This is a genomic window from Reyranella sp. (assembly GCF_965229815.1).
In the GTDB taxonomy this organism is placed as follows: Bacteria; Pseudomonadota; Alphaproteobacteria; order Reyranellales; family Reyranellaceae; genus Reyranella.
Map to the genome: position 1 here is coordinate 184878 of NZ_CBDDJN010000009.1, position 14795 is coordinate 199672.

General features: G+C 71.7%; 13 protein-coding genes. All 13 read right to left on the bottom strand.

Annotated features, from left to right (window positions below; translation table 11 throughout):
* Nucleotides 1–6: 6 nt before the first annotated feature.
* Genes ACO073_RS31035 through ACO073_RS31095 form a run of 13 tightly spaced genes read right to left on the bottom strand, consistent with a single transcriptional unit; the run spans nt 7 to nt 14449 of the window.
* Nucleotides 7–2127 carry a hypothetical protein gene (locus ACO073_RS31035; protein ID WP_422003424.1) on the bottom strand — a complete coding sequence of 707 codons (2121 nt, stop codon included), beginning with the start codon at nt 2125–2127 and terminating at the stop codon, nt 7–9.
* A complete protein-coding gene (locus ACO073_RS31040) occupies nt 2124–4787 on the bottom strand; it encodes a putative baseplate assembly protein (protein WP_422003425.1) in 2664 nt (887 codons plus the stop codon). Before ACO073_RS31040 ends, ACO073_RS31035 begins: the two co-directional genes overlap by 4 nt.
* Nucleotides 4784–7333 carry a putative baseplate assembly protein gene (locus tag ACO073_RS31045; protein WP_422003427.1) on the bottom strand — a complete coding sequence of 850 codons (2550 nt, stop codon included), beginning with the start codon at nt 7331–7333 and terminating at the stop codon, nt 4784–4786. The genes ACO073_RS31040 and ACO073_RS31045 overlap by 4 nt, the downstream gene beginning before the upstream one ends.
* Nucleotides 7330–7698 (bottom strand): GPW/gp25 family protein, encoded by a 369-nt coding sequence (locus tag ACO073_RS31050; protein WP_422003429.1) that lies wholly within the window; start codon nt 7696–7698, stop codon nt 7330–7332. The genes ACO073_RS31045 and ACO073_RS31050 overlap by 4 nt, the downstream gene beginning before the upstream one ends.
* Before the next feature lie 14 nt (nt 7699–7712).
* The gene (locus ACO073_RS31055; protein ID WP_422003431.1) at nt 7713–8030 is read right to left on the bottom strand and encodes a hypothetical protein; all 318 of its coding nucleotides are present in this window, start codon (nt 8028–8030) and stop codon (nt 7713–7715) included.
* 14 nt (nt 8031–8044) lie between these two features.
* Complete coding sequence (locus ACO073_RS31060) at nt 8045–8557, bottom strand: phage baseplate assembly protein V (protein WP_422003432.1); 513 nt, start codon at nt 8555–8557, stop codon at nt 8045–8047.
* On the bottom strand, nt 8554–9678 hold the full coding sequence (locus ACO073_RS31065; protein ID WP_422003434.1) for a hypothetical protein: 1125 nt from the start codon (nt 9676–9678) through the stop codon (nt 8554–8556). Before ACO073_RS31065 ends, ACO073_RS31060 begins: the two co-directional genes overlap by 4 nt.
* Before the next feature lie 8 nt (nt 9679–9686).
* Nucleotides 9687–10037 (bottom strand): Base plate wedge protein 53, encoded by a 351-nt coding sequence (locus ACO073_RS31070; RefSeq protein WP_422003435.1) that lies wholly within the window; start codon nt 10035–10037, stop codon nt 9687–9689.
* Between the two features lie 12 nt (nt 10038–10049).
* On the bottom strand, nt 10050–10709 hold the full coding sequence (locus ACO073_RS31075; protein ID WP_422003436.1) for a hypothetical protein: 660 nt from the start codon (nt 10707–10709) through the stop codon (nt 10050–10052).
* Nucleotides 10706–10930 carry a hypothetical protein gene (locus tag ACO073_RS31080; protein WP_422003438.1) on the bottom strand — a complete coding sequence of 75 codons (225 nt, stop codon included), beginning with the start codon at nt 10928–10930 and terminating at the stop codon, nt 10706–10708. The genes ACO073_RS31075 and ACO073_RS31080 overlap by 4 nt, the downstream gene beginning before the upstream one ends.
* A complete protein-coding gene (locus tag ACO073_RS31085) occupies nt 10927–12894 on the bottom strand; it encodes an ATP-binding protein (protein ID WP_422003440.1) in 1968 nt (655 codons plus the stop codon). The genes ACO073_RS31080 and ACO073_RS31085 overlap by 4 nt, the downstream gene beginning before the upstream one ends.
* Nucleotides 12891–14240: a DUF4255 domain-containing protein gene (locus ACO073_RS31090; RefSeq protein WP_422003442.1), complete on the bottom strand. Its 1350-nt coding sequence runs from the start codon at nt 14238–14240 to the stop codon at nt 12891–12893. The genes ACO073_RS31085 and ACO073_RS31090 overlap by 4 nt, the downstream gene beginning before the upstream one ends.
* On the bottom strand, nt 14237–14449 hold the full coding sequence (locus ACO073_RS31095) for a hypothetical protein (RefSeq protein WP_422003444.1): 213 nt from the start codon (nt 14447–14449) through the stop codon (nt 14237–14239). Before ACO073_RS31095 ends, ACO073_RS31090 begins: the two co-directional genes overlap by 4 nt.
* Nucleotides 14450–14795: the final 346 nt, after the last annotated feature.

The window sequence follows — 14795 nt, forward strand, 5'->3', positions numbered from 1 at the left end:
ATCAGGTCAGCTCGCGTAGAAGAAGCCGGCGTGCAGGCCGAAGCGCAGATACTCGTCGAGGCGCACGCGCAGGTTGGTTTCGCGCTGAGGCTGGAAGAGTGCGTGGAGGACACCCATCTCGCCGCCGTCGTCGGCGCCGGTGCGGATCGCGGCGTCGGTCACGCGGCGCAGCTGGCCGTAGGCCGGATCGCCGTAGCGCAACGAGGTGAAGTGCGGGACGGCCTCGGGATGGGCGCTGTCGGGAACGCAGTGGAAGCGCCGCGGCGTGATCGAACCCGAGGGCACGTAGCTGAAGCGCATGCAGCCCTCCTGCCGTCGTTCGGCGATGACCGGCGCCCGCCAGGTCTCGGCGGGCGCCGGGTCGAGGCGGGCGAAGAAGATGCAGTTGGAGGCGAGGTCGATCACCCGGGAGTGGACCTTGCCCACGATCGTGCATTCCCTTGCCGTCAGCCGGGCGCCGGGCCCGCCGGCATTGTCGGCGGCATAGGCGACGGCCTGCGGATCGCCGGCATCGACGATGCAGTCGACCAAGGTGAGCTCGGCGTGAGCATCGATCTGGATCGGGCCGGTGATGCAGCGTTCGAGCGTCACCTTCGCGAAAGGATGCCGGATGACGAGGCTGGGCGCGCCGGGCGACACGGCGCTGCCGCCGGGCTGGAGACGCAGCCCCGGCACCAGCGTGCAGTCGCGCAGCACCAGCTCGCGCGGCTCGTCGTCGGCCGCTGCCCCCAAGGTCAGCGCGCCGCCCGAGACGACCAGCCCGTCGAGGACCAGCGTGCCGCGCGCGCCGATCGCGAGCGTGATGTCGCCGCTCGCCGCGATCAGCGGCCGCGCCGGATTGCGCGCGGCGACGACGACCAGGCATCCCGGTGCTCCCGAAGCGATGACGTCGTCGACCCTGAAGACCGGGGTTTCGGTGTAGGTCAGGCTGTCGCCGATCGTGAGCCGGCCTTCGCCGGCGACGGCGTCGAGCCCCGGCTGCAGCGGGTCGCTGTCGGCCACCGCCTGCTGGTTGGCGAGCGCGTCGCCCTCGGGCGTACGCTCGTACTCGCCGCCGCCCAAGGTCCACACCGAGCCGTAGTGGAAGGTCGCCAGCAGCGGGCCGTCGGCCGGCGCCCCCAGCAGCACGCGCCCGCGCTCGGGGTCCACGCCGATCGTGCCGGCGGGCACCGCCGCCTCGTGGTTCCAGCCGATCACCGCGCCGCCGCCGTCGACGATGTCGCGCAGATCGCAGATCCGGATCTGGCCGACGGGGACCGGCGTCGGCGGATCGCCCGGGCGCAGCAGGACCAGGCTCTCGCCGGTCCCATAGTCGTCGTCGAGCACGGCGTCCGGCGCCGGCACGATACTGGACTGGGCGGCCTTAACGGCCAGCGCCATCAGCCGCACCGACAGGGGCTCGGGGACGTTGATCGGCTCGGCGAGATGGCTGATGTCGTCCTCGGTGCGGGCGCGCCGGAAGAGCTGGAGGTCGGCGCCCAGCGGATTGACGCGGAACCGCCGGCCGCTGGCATCGCCGGGATCGGCGACAAGCGGCAGCGCCGTCAGGCCGAGCGATACCAGCCGCCACAGGAAGATGCCGATGTTGGGAATGTTGTAGCGGCCCGCGCCGGTCTCGGGCCGGCGCATCTCGGGCGTGTGCGCGAAGGCCGTGAAGGCGCCGCCCTCGTGGAAGGCAGCCCGCAGGTCGCGCAGGTCGGCGGTCGCCGGCGCCTGCAGGCGGATGTGCTTCATGTACTGGGTGGTGGCAAGAAGCTGGAAGAATTCGACGGCATGCGCGGGCCAATCTGTGACGTCCTGCGCGAGCTGTTCCAGCATCAGGGCCGTGCCCTTGCGCCGGCGGTAGGCGATGGTGTTGGCGACCTCGGCGCGCGGCGAGGCGACTTTCGGCGCCACGCCATGGAGCGGCCGGTACCCGATCAGGTCGCCGATATAGGGAGCCACCCAGTCGGCGCAGGTCTCGATGAACTGGTCGTCGTAGAGCTGCTCGACATTCTCCTCGAGGGCGGCGAACTGCTGGGCGAAGGCCGCGATCAGCGCGCGCAGGGGCTCTCCCTGCTCGGCGTCGCGCAGGCGGTAGACGGCCGGCAGCAGGCCGTAGAGGCGCTCGGCGGTGAGCGTGCTCATGCCATCACCTCGAGATCGTCGAAGGGGGCGGGATCGAGGGTCAGCAGCTCGGCGGCCCGGGCAATGCCGCCCTCGACCCGCTGGCGGGATGCGAGCAGCCGGACCTGCAGCGACGGAACGGTCTGCTGGAGGGGCTGCGTGCCGCCGTAGAGCCGCGTCAGGTCGACCGCCACGACCCCGGGGACGGCCTGCGCCGTGGCGATGACATCGGACTGCTGCACCGGCTGGCCCGGCTCGCGGACATCGAAGGAGAAATGGTCGCGGAGCGCGGCCTCGACGGACGCCAGCACCTTGGCGCTCTCGAAGTCGGGATCGCACTTCACCCGGAGGCCGAGGCGGAAGGTGCTCTGCTGCAGGGACAGCAGGGTCACGGGGACATGCGGGTCGCCGCTCGCCTTGAGCGCTCCGAGCAGGTTGGTCCAGACGGGGCTTGCCGGCGTGAGCGGCTTGCCGAGCGGCGCGGCCAGGGTGATCGCCACCGTCCTGATCCCGCTCACCTGCAGAACGCCCGCCCGGGCCTTGGCGATCCCGCTATAGGCCCGGGCGAAATCCTCGTAGTCGAGCACCGACACGGCCCGCCCCAGGGTGCGGGTCGTGAGCGGAATGCTGCGGCGGGCGTCGCTCGCCGGCTCGGGATCGGTGCCGCCCTCGGCGGCCAGCGGATTGCTGACGCTCTTCAGTCCCAGCGGCCGCGTCATGAGCTGCGTGAGGCTGCCGGCGGCGACATTGCCCTCGATGCCCAGGCCCTTGCGGTAAGCGGCCTGGACGTTGTTGGTGCCGCTTGGCAGCCGGGCGCCGCGAAGGCCATCGCCGAAGCCGACGAACATCCGTCCCTGCTCGTCGGTCGACAGGGTGAAGGCGCGGTCGGTCGGCGCCGCCCCGTACAGCGTCGTCCGTTCCTTCCAGGCCACGCCGCCCACGCGCACGGTGAGCTCGGCGGCGGCGCCGAGCTCGTTGGCGGCTGCGCGCCAGGTGAGCGGCAGCTGCTTCAGCTCGAACTTCTGGAAGGGCTGGCTGGCATTGCCGGCGCCCAGCACCTGGCTCACCGATTCGCCGTGCGAAGCCAGCGCGACATTGCCGTGGACCACGACGCTGTCGCGCCGCAGTGCGTCGGCGAGCGGCGGGCTGATCTCGAGCTCGCAGCGCCCGGCGTCGACGGCATGCGCGGCGACAAGGGTCGCCTGCACGACCACCGGCTGGCCGTCGCTTGTGCGCACGCCTCGCACCACCAGACGCCGGCCCGCCACCAGGCCGTCGGCCGCGACGGCGACGGGAATGCGATCGCCGCCGACCGCCGTCGTGACCGGCCGTTGAGCGAGCGGCATCAGCTCCGACCTGGCATAGACCGAGGTCTCGCGGGGAGACGCGAAGAAGACGTTGAGGTTCTCGCCGGCCAGGTCGAGGCGCGTGACCTTGGCCGACAGGGCGAACTCGGCGCGCGAGACTTCGGTGGTGGCCGTCACGCGATAGAGCTCGACATAGGTGCCGCTGGGGAAGTTTTCGTCGCGGCGGTTGAAGCCGCCCTTGGCGAGGACGGCGAAGCTCCGGCGCGCGATGTCGCCCGGCACGTCGGCCGCGATCTCGGACTGCACCTGGTCGAGATCGACCGCGCCGGCCGTGGCGCTGGGACTGGCCGGCGTGATGGTGAAGTTGCGCCATTCGTCGGCGGTGGAGGAGCCGCCGAACTTGGCCGCATAGCCGGCCCGGAAGCGCGGATCCATGCTGCGCCACACCGGGGCGTTGTTGCCGAAGACGGCCGAGCGCTTGCGCAGCGCGAACACGCCGGGCTGGGCGGGCGGGTTGGAGAACGGGTCCGATGCGCCGAGCCCGCGCGCCCAGGCGACGCGTGTCCGGTCGTTGGCGGAATCGGGTTCGACGGCGGTGACCAGGCGGAAGTCCCAGGCGTCGCTGGTCGCGTCGGCGAAGAATTCGCCGCCGACGAACAGCAGGGCGTCGCCGGGCTTGAGGTTGGTGGCGACGCCGGCCAGCCAGGCCTGCCGCTCGCCGCGCGCCGGCAGATGGGCCTCGGCGAGCCAGGGCGTCATGGCGTTCCAGGCGGCGCGGGTGTCGGCCAGCGTCTCGACCAGCTCGAAGCTCTGCGGCTTCTCGCCGGGGCCGGGCACGCTCTGCACCCGCGTGCCGATCTCGAGCGCCAGGCTGGCCGGGACCCCGGTGACGAAGTTTCCGGGCTCCGGCGCCAAGGTCGCCGGCGGGACGGGCGGCGTGTCGAGGGCGAAGGCGAGCCAGGTCTCGGCCGCCACGCCCGGACGCAGCCGGTAGCCGACCAGCTTGCCCATCTCCTGCAGGGACACGCGCTCGACGGCGGTGCGCAGCCACGATTCGTTGGCGATGCGCTCCTGGTAGAAGGTCACGACGTCGGCCGAGCAGGCGAAGGCGTCGATCAGGCCGATCGTGAAGTCGTCGTTGTCTCGCGTACGCAGGGCGCCCAGCGCCGGGAAGGCGGAGGAAGAGAGCGCCGCCTGCAGGCTGGCGCGGAACTGCGGATGGCGGCCGATGCGATACGCGATCGCCGAGAGGCCACCGCGATTGTCGATGCCCTGCGGCGTCTCGGCGGCGATCCCGTCGCAGCAGTCGCAGCATTCCGTGCCCGGCGCGAGCGGCGGAACATGGGGCTTGAGGTCTGGCACCGGCTTGGTCACTTGCCGCCTCCTGCCGCCAGCGCGAGCTTCCCGCGTTCGGGGAAGCTCGGATTGTTGGCCAGTTGCGCGATCTCGAGGTCGCCGATCGCGATCACGCCGTCGTCGAGGGACGTCGAGCCGCGCTCGGCGAGCCGCCGGAAGCTGTCGACCCGCACCGAATCGACCCCCTCGACCGCCTGCGCGGCGGCGATCACGCGGCTGAGATAGACCGGCTGGCCGAAAGAGAAGTTGTCGGGATGGAACACGCCCAGCGTCCCGTCCGTCAGGACGTCGCTGGACAGGACGCGCCTTACGGCCTGCAGTACGTCGGCGCGGAAATAGTCGTCCTTGACGCAGACATGCAGCCCTACCTCCAGCGGCACGTAGCGCGGGCTGTTCACCTCGAGGTCGTAGCCGGCCATGCGGAAGCGCTCGAGGTGGCGGCGCAGGCGTGCCTTGAACGTGTCGTCGACCGCAATGCCGCCGAACCGGTCGGGGGTGACGAAGACGGTGTGCCAGCTGCCGGTCCAGCGGAAAGAGGCGGCGGCGCGCTGCACGTCGGGCCGCCGCTCGGCCGCCGCGGCATAGTCGGCCGCCGTCACCGCCCGCTCCTGGGTGCGGAACGCCTGCGGCGCGTCGCGGCGGACCTCCTCGATGTCCTCGGGATCGACGCCGCCGGCCGCTGCCAGCGGGTTGCGCAATGCCGTGAAGACGCCGTTGGCGGTGCTCACGACGTGGGCGATCGCCTCGGCGCCGACGTTGCCGGCGCTGCCGTTGCCGATGCGGTAGGTCGCCACGAAGCCGGTCCCCGGGTCGGGGCGCTTGCCGTGATCGTCGTCGCCGAAGCGCAGGCGCGCGCGGCCACCGTTCTCGATCTCGACGACGAACTCCGTGGCATCGTCCGCGCTCGACAGGAGGTCGCGGCGCGGCGTCCAGGCCTCCGTCACGGCACCCAGCGTGCCGGTCATCGGGCCGATCAGCGGCGTGGCGGCCCGCGCGTCGATGGAGAGCAACGAGCTGGCCGGCCACCAGGCCTCGTCGGTGCCGACCGGCACGGCCAGCAACCCGGCGACGTCGAAGCCGTGCGACAGGGGGAGCTGCGCCAGGGCGGGACGGAAGCGCGGCGGTACCACGGCCGGCTCGGGCTTGTCGCAGCAGTCGCCGGACGTCACCGCCACGAGCTGCAGCGTGGCCGGCGGCACGTCGCCCAGCGGCTCGTCGGCGACGGTGAGTCCATGATCGGCGATCACGATATTGCCCATGGCGACGCTGACTTCGAGGCCGGGCCGCTCCTCGACCGTCAGGCAGAGCGGGAAGGGGAGCGCATCGGCGGCGTCCCAGGCGATCTCGGTGACGTCCAGCGCGGCGTCGACCGGCGGATCCTCGAACAGCCGGCCCGACGGGTCCTGGGAATCGGTGACCTCGGTCAGGCGCACGGCCCAGCGATGGGTGCGGTCGGCGTCGCCGGCCGTGAAGGTGGTCGGGCTGACGACCTCCTCGAAGACCAGGATGTCGCCGACCGAGAGCACGCCGGCGAGATGGCCGATCAGCGTCGCCCGGGTCGTGCCGCGGACGAGGCAGCAGCCGCCATCACCCCACGTATAGAAGGAGACGCGGTTCAGGCGCTCGTCGAGCACCGCATCGTGCGCGGTCTCGAACACCAGGGGACCGGCCGCGAGTGCGTCGCGCCACTCCTCGCTGCCCGGCGCAAGCACCGGCGGGAGCCCGGGCACCCGTGTCAGGAGCTGGCTGCCCCGGGCGAGGGCGACGGCCTGGCCGACGATGTCGAAATGGACGAAGGCGCGCGCATTGCTGCCCTCGTGCATGAAATAGTCGACGAGGCGCGCATGGCGGCGGACCGAGACGCGCTGCCGTGCGGTGGCGAGATAGGCCTCGTTGGCGATCGCGTCCTGGCGGTAGGAGAGATTGTCGGCGGCATAGGCCAGAAGCTCGACCAGCATGACGCCGAGATCGGCCGGCGAGCGTTCGGTCCAGCCGGGCACCAGCAGGCTCAGCCGGTCGAGCATCAGGCGGCGGAAACCCTGGTAGTCCTTGGCCAGGTAGTTGATGTCGGGTTCGGCGCCGACGTCCGGCGGGCACGGCGAAGGCTGGGCGCAGTCGAAGTCGGCCGGGCATTCGACCTTGAACGAGAAGGCGATCGACGACAGCCGGGGGTCGAAGCCGGCCGGTGGATCGTCGGTGCCGGAGTTCGCGACGATGCTGAGCGTATAGGTCGAGAAGTCGCCGGAACTGTCGGTGCGCACGACAAGCGTACGCGCCGGGTCGTCGACGGTGTCGACCAGGCCGGGTTCGGCCTGCGGCGGCAGGGCGTCGGCCGCGGCGCACCAGAGGATATTCACGCGTGCGATGCGCTCGCCGCCGGTGATCCGGAGATTGTCCGGCGTCAGCGCGAAGCCTGGCCGCAGCAGCCGCACGAACAGGGTCTGCTGTCGCGGCGCGGCCGGCGGGCTCGCCCGGTCGAGTACCTCCAGGAAATCGATGGCATTGGCCGAGCCGCTGCGGCGCAGGACTTCGAGGCGGCGCGGGTCGCAGCAATGGAAGATCATGGCGTCGCCCCCGGCGCGGTGAAGGTGGCGCTATGCTCCGTGCGGTCGAGCAGCACGGTGTACCTGACGTCGATCCGCAACGCGGCGTCGTCGTTGCCGACCTCGACGGACTGCACCGCGATGAGATGTGCGAGGTGGAGCTGCAGGGCGCTCTGCACCAGGAGCTGCGTGGTGGCGGCGAGGGTGGCGCTGTTGGGTTCGAAGACGAGCTGCAGCAGGCCCGCGCCGAAATCGGGGCGCATCACGCGCTCGCCCGGTGCGGTGAACAGGACCTGGTGGATGAGGTCGCGGATATGGTCGTCGCGATCGGTCGTCGCGGTCCGGCCGAGCCCGGAGAAGCGGTAGGGGAAGTCGAGGTCGGGCATGACCGGTCCCCCGCTCAGGTCGCCAGCACGCGCGTCTGGGCGACGACCGGCATCATCGGCGTCCCGGTCGGCACGCAGGTCGACTGGCCCATCATGGTCACCACCGGCGCGCCGCCGGCGAGCACGCGGGCGGCGCCCACGATCCACTGGCCGGTGACGCAGGGCGGATTGGGCGTGCCGGTGAGGGCGCAGCCGGCAACGGCGTAGGGCGAGGCCAGGGTGACGGCGGGCTGTCCCGAGAGCAGCACGCGCGGGAAGGGGGCGAGCGGGGTCGCCTGGCCGGCATGAGTGCAGAGCACCGTGGCGCCGAGATGGAGGAGGGGAGCGGGCATCGCGCGGACCTCCCTCAGACCACTGTCAACGCGCCGAGATTCACGTCGACCGTGGGCCCGGTCATGTTGATGATCGCGCCCTTGCCGTTGGAGATGACGATGCCGACGTCGCTTACCGAGATCATGGCGCCGGTCGTCGTCTGGATCAGAACGCCGCCGGTCGGGCCCGGCACGTCGCTGACCACGATGCCGTTCTTGAGCGGCGTCTGGATCGTGAGGCCCGGCACGCCGGGCGGCACGGCATGGGCGAGCACCGGCACTTCCGCCGTGCTGCCCCAGTAGCCGCCGACCCACACGGGATAGTCCGGATCGCCGCGCTCGAACTCGATCCATACGCCCGAGCCGATCATCGGCGCGGTGAACACGCCGCTGTTGATGCCCGCCATCGGAAGGCAGGGCATCGCCCAGGTGCTCGGTACGAAGCCGGCGGCATCCGGCACCATCGCCTGGATGCGGCCGATCTGCAGCGGGTCGACGTTCACCGTGACGATGCCGCGATACTTTCCATAGAGCGGGGAGGCAGTCATGTCGGTACCGTGGGGAAGGTGGAGACCAGCGCGTTGCGCGCCAGCGAGAAGCCCTGCTTGTAGGAGCCGCGCTCGATCTCGTGGGTCACGCTCTTCACGTAGTAGAGGCCGTCGAACGGCAGCCCGGCGCCGCGCACGCCCACGAGCTTGCGCGAACGCAGCAGGCGCCCGTACTTGGCGATGTCGAGGCGGCCGGTGCCGAACACGGAGTCGGAGTTCTGGCCGGCATAGGCGATGCCGGCCATCAGCGCCTCCGGGGCCGACAGATGGGCCGTGTTGTCGAGCTTGACGATGTTGGGCGGCAGCGGCGGCACCACGCCGAGCGGCGGGTTGAGCGGCGTGACGTCGGGAATGGGCACGCCGATCGGCGCCTTGCTGAACGGCTCCTGGAAGAAGACGATCGGGATCTTCTTCTTCTCCTTGTCGAAGTTGAACGAGAGCTGCTCGACGTTGGTCTGGGCGTCCATGTTGGCGGTGAGCGCGGGCTGCGGCTCGCCGACCCGGATCTCCGGCCCCCAGTAGGCCCGCGACGTGCCAGGCGACGGGCCCGGCTCCAGATAGAAGACGTAGCCCGCCTGGCCGGCCAGCTTCTTCACGTAGGCATAGTCGCTGCCGCGCTGCTGTGGGATCTGCTGCAGCGGCAGCGGGGGGATGTCGAGGATGCTCGGGATCACCATCGGGAAGACGCCGAGCGCGGCATACTTCGCCAGGATGAGCAGCACGCGGACCGAGGGCGGCATGGCCGGAAACGGCAGGCCGGGGATCTCGATCACGTCCATCAGGGCCGACAGGTCCTTGCCCTTGACGATCAGGCGCGACACGCCGCCCTCGCCGGGCTGCGTCTCGACGTTGGTGGTGACGCCGTCGATGATCGACTGCGCGGTGCCGTTGATGGTGACCACCAGCACGACGCGCATCAGCGGCAGGCTGCCGCCGCCCGACAGCAGGAACAGCGTGCGCAACGGCGAACGGGCGGGGAGCTCGAAGGCGAGCTCGAAGCCGCTCTGGGCGTCGCCCGACCCTTCCTCGACCTTGGCGTGGACCAGCGACTGCGCGACCTCGTGCGGCGGCGGCAGCGGCACCGGCCCGATCCTGAGGGAGAGCTGCACGCCGCTCAGCATGACGACGCCTAGACGCCCGTCGGCGCGGGGATGGCCACCCGTGCGCCCAGCGTGTCGGTGAGCTCGAACGGGTCGGTCACCCTGTTGGCGTCGGCGATGCGCCAGTAGAGCTCGGCGTCGGTGAAGGCCCGGAACGCCAGCAGGTCGGGACGCTCGCCGCCCTGCACGATATGCTCGAGCAGCACCGCGATGTCGGCCGGCTGCGGAATGAAGCGGCGCAGCACGTAGGCGGTGCCGGGATCGCCGGGCCCCTTCTGGTAGAGCCCGAAGGCCGTGCCGAAGTAGCGGCTGTTCGGCGCGAAGGGGCTGGTCGGGATGGCGCCGGCATCGATCAGGGCCTGGACGGGATCGGTTGTCATGGCGTTGCTCCGTCACGGCAGGTTGGTGAGGCCGATCGAGGCCAGCGACGCTGCCCCCGCCTTGGTGGCCAGCGTCTCGCGCACGCGCAGATAGGACAGGAACATGGTGCCGCCCTTGTGGGCGAAGCCGAGATCGTCGGTGCTGAGCACGCGCAGCCCCAGGCTCACCTTCGCGCGGATCGGGTTGAGCGACGGGTCGAAGGCTTCCTCGGTCACCGAGAACTCGGTGACCCGCACCGGCACGACGCGGTTGCGGCTCCAGACGAACAGCACCAGCGGCGCCTCCGGCGGCAGGATCTCGAGCGTTCCGTTCTGGGCCGCCGCTGCCACTGCGAGAATCTCGTCGACCGAAGGATTGACCAGCGCTTCCAGGAGCGCGATCTGCGGCCCGACGCCGAAGGCGACGGCATTGGCGTTGCTCTCCGGGTGCTCCAGCTGGTCCGTGGCGTCGATCTCGGCTTCGAGCTTGATGGTCTCGATGGCCGGTCCCTTGAGGCGGAAGGGCTGCGCCCGGTCTCCGCCGCCGTCGCCGCCGACGCCCTGCACCTGGTAGCTGCGGCTGAGCGAGTCCGGATTGTATTGCAGGGCGATCGTGCGGCGCACGGCACCACCGCCCGGCGCCAGGACCACGAGGCCGCCCTTGATGAGCCGGGGGGAGGAGGTGAGGCTCATGTCGCGCCTCCGGTACGCCCGGTCAGGCTCTGGGCGATTCGGCTGGCGATCGTCGCGGCGAGGTCCGCCCCGTCGGGCGACGAGGGATGCGGCGCGCGCGGCGCCGCCAGTTCGGCCTCGAGGGCCCGGCCAATGTCCCCGGCAAGACCGGCCGCCAGCCCGCGATTCTCGGCATCGACGACGAGACGGCGGATGCGGACGTCGAGCCCCCGGATCGTCATGCCATGCCTCCCATCGCCGCGCTGCCCATCGAGCGTTCGAGCTTGGCGAACTCCTCGTGGGCAGCCATCGCCAGCAGCGGCTGGTCGATGCGGGTGCCGGCATCGGCCGCCTTGAAGGCGGCGTTGACGGCGATGCTGCGGATGTTGCCGCCGGGGAGGTTGAGCCGGGCCAGCGCCTTGAAGTCGACCTCTCCCAGCGGCGCCTCGGGCGGGAACTGGCGCCGCCAGATCCGCTCCCGCGCGGCGGCATCGGGAAAGGGGAAGCTGACGATGAACCGGATGCGCCGCAGGAAGGCCTGGTCGAGCGCGCTCTTCATGTTGGTCGTCAGCACCGCCAGGCCGCGATAGGCCTCGACCCGCTGCAGCAGGTAGGCGACCTCGATGTTGGCGTAGCGGTCGTGGCTGTCCTTGACGTCGCTGCGCTTGCCGAACAGGGCGTCGGCCTCGTCGAACAGCAGCACCGCGCCGCTCGCCTCGGCGGCATCGAACAGCCGCTTCAGGTTCTTCTCGGTCTCGCCGATATACTTGCTGACCAGCGTCGCGAGGTCGACGCGATAGAGGTCGAGGTCGACCTCGTTGGCGATGGCTTCTGCGGCCAGCGTCTTGCCGGTCCCCGATTCGCCGGCGAACAGCGCCACCAGGCCCTGGCCGAGCTGGTGCTTGGCGCCGAAGCCCCAGTCGCCGTAGACCCGCTCGCGTTGCTGCAGGTGCCGCGCGATGTCGCGCAGCATGGCGCTCTGGCCGCTGGGCAGCACGACGTCGTCCAGGGTCACGCGCGTCTCGACGCGCTGGGCGATGGCGTCGAGCCCGTCGCGCGCCGCCTCGCGGGCCGCGGGCCAGATCTCGGCCGCCCGGTCGGCCGGCGGTGCCGTCCGCACGCGCTCGAGGACGTTGTCGAGGGCCGAGCGAGCGAGGTGGAACTGGCGGCCGGCGCGGTCGAGCGCGGCCAGCACATCCTCGTTCTCGGACGTTCCCGCCGGCGCGAGGCGTTGCCAGTGCCGGCGCAGCGCGAGGCGCGTTCCCCGCGCATCGGGGGCGGCGAGGTCGAAGCGCAGCACCCGTCGGTCCTGCGGCAGGGCAAGAAGTTGAGGCGCCGGCGTGCCCAGCCAGAGCACGCCGCTGCGCAGCCGCGCCACCAGCCCGACCGCGGCCGCTTCGCCGCCGGCGCCCTCCACGGACACCGCCGGCACGCAGCCGGTCAGGGCCGTCTCGCGGTCGACATGCGTGGCCAGACGCAGCAGCGAATCGGGGCCGGTCGGCAGGTCGCGAGCTTCCAGCCAGAGGGCGGGGCGGCCGAGCCGTGCCAGCGCCGCCAGCGCCAGGTCACGGCGGCCCGCGGGGTCGCGATCGTGATCGCGGAGCACGACCACCGGCCCCCAGGAATCGGACGACCGCAGCGCGCGTGCGATCCGCTCGACCAGCGCCGGATCGGCCTCGTCGACCGGCGGCTCCGCGGCGAGCGGGCTCGCCACGCCCGCGAGCACCGCATCGGTGGCGACGATGCCGGTGAGGTAGTGAAGGATGCGCTCGTCGATGCGCAGCGTCGCCCGGGCGAGGTTGGCGACAGGCTCCGGCTCGACCATTCGCCAGTGGCGCAACGGCGCGTCCGACGACAGCGCGTCGGAGTGCGGCCGGGTCAGCAGGGCGAGCGCCAGCCCGAAGCTCGCTTGCGCGGTGGCGCCGTCGCCGGCGGCGGCGACGGCCTCGCGCAAGCCCTCATCCAGTTCCAGCCCGGCGACCAGCAGCAGCAGCTCGCGCTCGAAGGGAGAGAGACCGAAGACGCGGGCGCAATGCACCAGCGCGGGCGTGAAGCCCGCGGCCGGCGTCGCTTCAACCGCGTCTTCGGCTCCTCCCACACCGCTGGCGCGCGCCTGCAGCCGCTGGCGCAGCGTGTCGATGGCCGCGACCAGCCATTGCCGGTTGAGGTCGGGCCAGGTTTCGACGGGGCTCGCGGCGACGCTCATGGCGGCACCGTGATCTGCTGCGTGGGGTCGAACACCGGGAACGGGCCGGTGCGGTCGAGCAGCACGCTGTCGGCGCCGTCGACACGCAGGCGAACCCAATGTGATCCCGCGGTCAGCGTGTCGGGAAACTCGAAGACCAGCGGATCGGTCGGCAGGGTCCGTGGCTGGGCGTTCGCCGTCATGGAATCGAGCGAGAGGATCGCGCTCTGCTCGGGGCGGACCTGCGGCCGCGACCGCAGGGTGACCGTCACCAGCGGCGGCACGCCGGCGCGCGTCACGGTCGCCGCCGGCAGTCCGAGCGCGACGTCGGCGGCGATAACCGGGGCGGGGGCCTGGATCAGCGGGATGGCGTTGGTCTCGCGCGGGCGGCTCTCGCCCAGCGGCGTGAAGCGCACGGTCGCCGCGAGCTGACCCGACGCCAACGCGCCTTGCGCCGGCAGGTCGTTGGGCAGGCGGAAGGTCACCGACGCGCCCGTGGCGTCGACCGCCGTCGGCGCCAGCACGACAGGAGCGGAGAACAGCCGGTGGTTCAGCCGCACCTCGTGTCCGGTGCCGGCCAGGCGCACGCCGCTCAGCGTGACCAGGTCGTCGAGCCGGGCGCCGGTCTGCGGGAACTCGGTCTCGGCGGTGAACAGGGTGGGGAGCGGCGGCAGCAGGTCGGGCGTGACCTGGACGCCGCGATCGCGATGCGTGGCCGGGTCGCGCTCGCCGCGCGACAGGACCGGCAGGGGTGACACGGCGGGTCTGGTGCCCTCGATCAGCACGACCGAGACCTGATAGGCCGACGACGGCCGATAGTTCGTCTGGATCGCGGTCCACAGCGTGGACAGGTCGTCGATCGTGAGCGCCTCCTGCGTGACCTTGATCAGCTCGACCTGGTCGGCGAGGTCGGAGGCGGCGAGCGCCTGGAAGGTCGGCGGCAGCATGCTGACGTCGAGCGGGCTGGGATTGAGGGCTCGGCGGATCGCGGCGCGGTCGAGCACGGGCCTCTCGTGCAGCAGGTGCATCGCATAGCCGAGCAGGACCTCGGCCTGGAAGTCGGCCTTGCCGTAGGCGGTGAGCAAGTAGTGGAGATCGAGCGCCAGCGGTGCGTTGCTGAGCCGCTCGCCGCTGACGCCGCTGCGCGAGGGCAGGTCGACGTTGCTCCAGCCTCGGTTGGGCGTCACCCGATAGAGAAAGAGATTGAGGCGTGGGGGATCGTTGGCGTTGTCGAGATCGATCGTGTCGGGGGCCACCGCGCTCACCGCGACGCTGGTGCCCATGGCGGCGCCGGCCTCGACCAGGCCGTTGTCGAGCAGGTTCCGCAGCACGGCGCTCACCGCCCCGATGGCCAGCGCCGAGCTCATCGCCGCCCTCCCGAGGCGCCGTCGCGCAGATAGTCGGACAGCGAGACGGTCGGCTGCGGCCGCGGCCGGGAACGAACCGGCTCCGCGCGCGCCGGTGCCCGCACGTCGAGACGGTCGATGGTGACGTGGATGACAGGGGCCGGATCGCGGACGGCGGCGACCGTGCGGCCGGCGACCGCGGCGGCGCTCAGCGGGGCGGCGCGCGTCACCGGCATCTCGATTGGCGTCCGGACCGCCACGTCAACCGGAGTCGCGGCAGGGGACGCTGTGACGGGTGCAGCGACCCGCAACTCGCCCGGCGACGCCGGTGGCTCGTGCCGGGGCGTGCGGTGGGTCTCGACAGTGACGATGCTGGTCGCAGGCGACGGTTGGGGCAGTGTCCTGTCTCGGGGCGGCGGCGCAGCCGGGACCGGTTGCAACTCTGCGGGAGGCGCGGGGAATCGCGGCGCTGCAGTGGTTCCCGGCGGCGTCTCGTGGGAGACCGCCAGCGTCGCCGGGGCCTGCGGACTGCGAGCGGACGTCGGCGGGGCAGGAGATTCCACAGATGCCGGAGCG

What these genes read in the sequence shown, in the direction of transcription:
- ACO073_RS31035 (WP_422003424.1), bottom strand. Translation starts at nt 2,127, where the DNA reads ATGAGCACGCTCACCGCCGAGCGCCTCTACGGCCTGCTGCCGGCCGTC.
- ACO073_RS31045 (WP_422003427.1), bottom strand. Translation starts at nt 7,333, where the DNA reads ATGATCTTCCATTGCTGCGACCCGCGCCGCCTCGAAGTCCTGCGCCGC.
- ACO073_RS31050 (WP_422003429.1), bottom strand. Translation starts at nt 7,698, where the DNA reads ATGCCCGACCTCGACTTCCCCTACCGCTTCTCCGGGCTCGGCCGGACC.
- ACO073_RS31055 (WP_422003431.1), bottom strand. Translation starts at nt 8,030, where the DNA reads ATGCCCGCTCCCCTCCTCCATCTCGGCGCCACGGTGCTCTGCACTCAT.
- ACO073_RS31060 (WP_422003432.1), bottom strand. Translation starts at nt 8,557, where the DNA reads ATGACTGCCTCCCCGCTCTATGGAAAGTATCGCGGCATCGTCACGGTG.
- ACO073_RS31065 (WP_422003434.1), bottom strand. Translation starts at nt 9,678, where the DNA reads ATGCTGAGCGGCGTGCAGCTCTCCCTCAGGATCGGGCCGGTGCCGCTG.
- ACO073_RS31070 (WP_422003435.1), bottom strand. Translation starts at nt 10,037, where the DNA reads ATGACAACCGATCCCGTCCAGGCCCTGATCGATGCCGGCGCCATCCCG.
- ACO073_RS31075 (WP_422003436.1), bottom strand. Translation starts at nt 10,709, where the DNA reads ATGAGCCTCACCTCCTCCCCCCGGCTCATCAAGGGCGGCCTCGTGGTC.
- ACO073_RS31080 (WP_422003438.1), bottom strand. Translation starts at nt 10,930, where the DNA reads ATGACGATCCGGGGGCTCGACGTCCGCATCCGCCGTCTCGTCGTCGAT.
- ACO073_RS31085 (WP_422003440.1), bottom strand. Translation starts at nt 12,894, where the DNA reads ATGAGCGTCGCCGCGAGCCCCGTCGAAACCTGGCCCGACCTCAACCGG.
- ACO073_RS31090 (WP_422003442.1), bottom strand. Translation starts at nt 14,240, where the DNA reads ATGAGCTCGGCGCTGGCCATCGGGGCGGTGAGCGCCGTGCTGCGGAAC.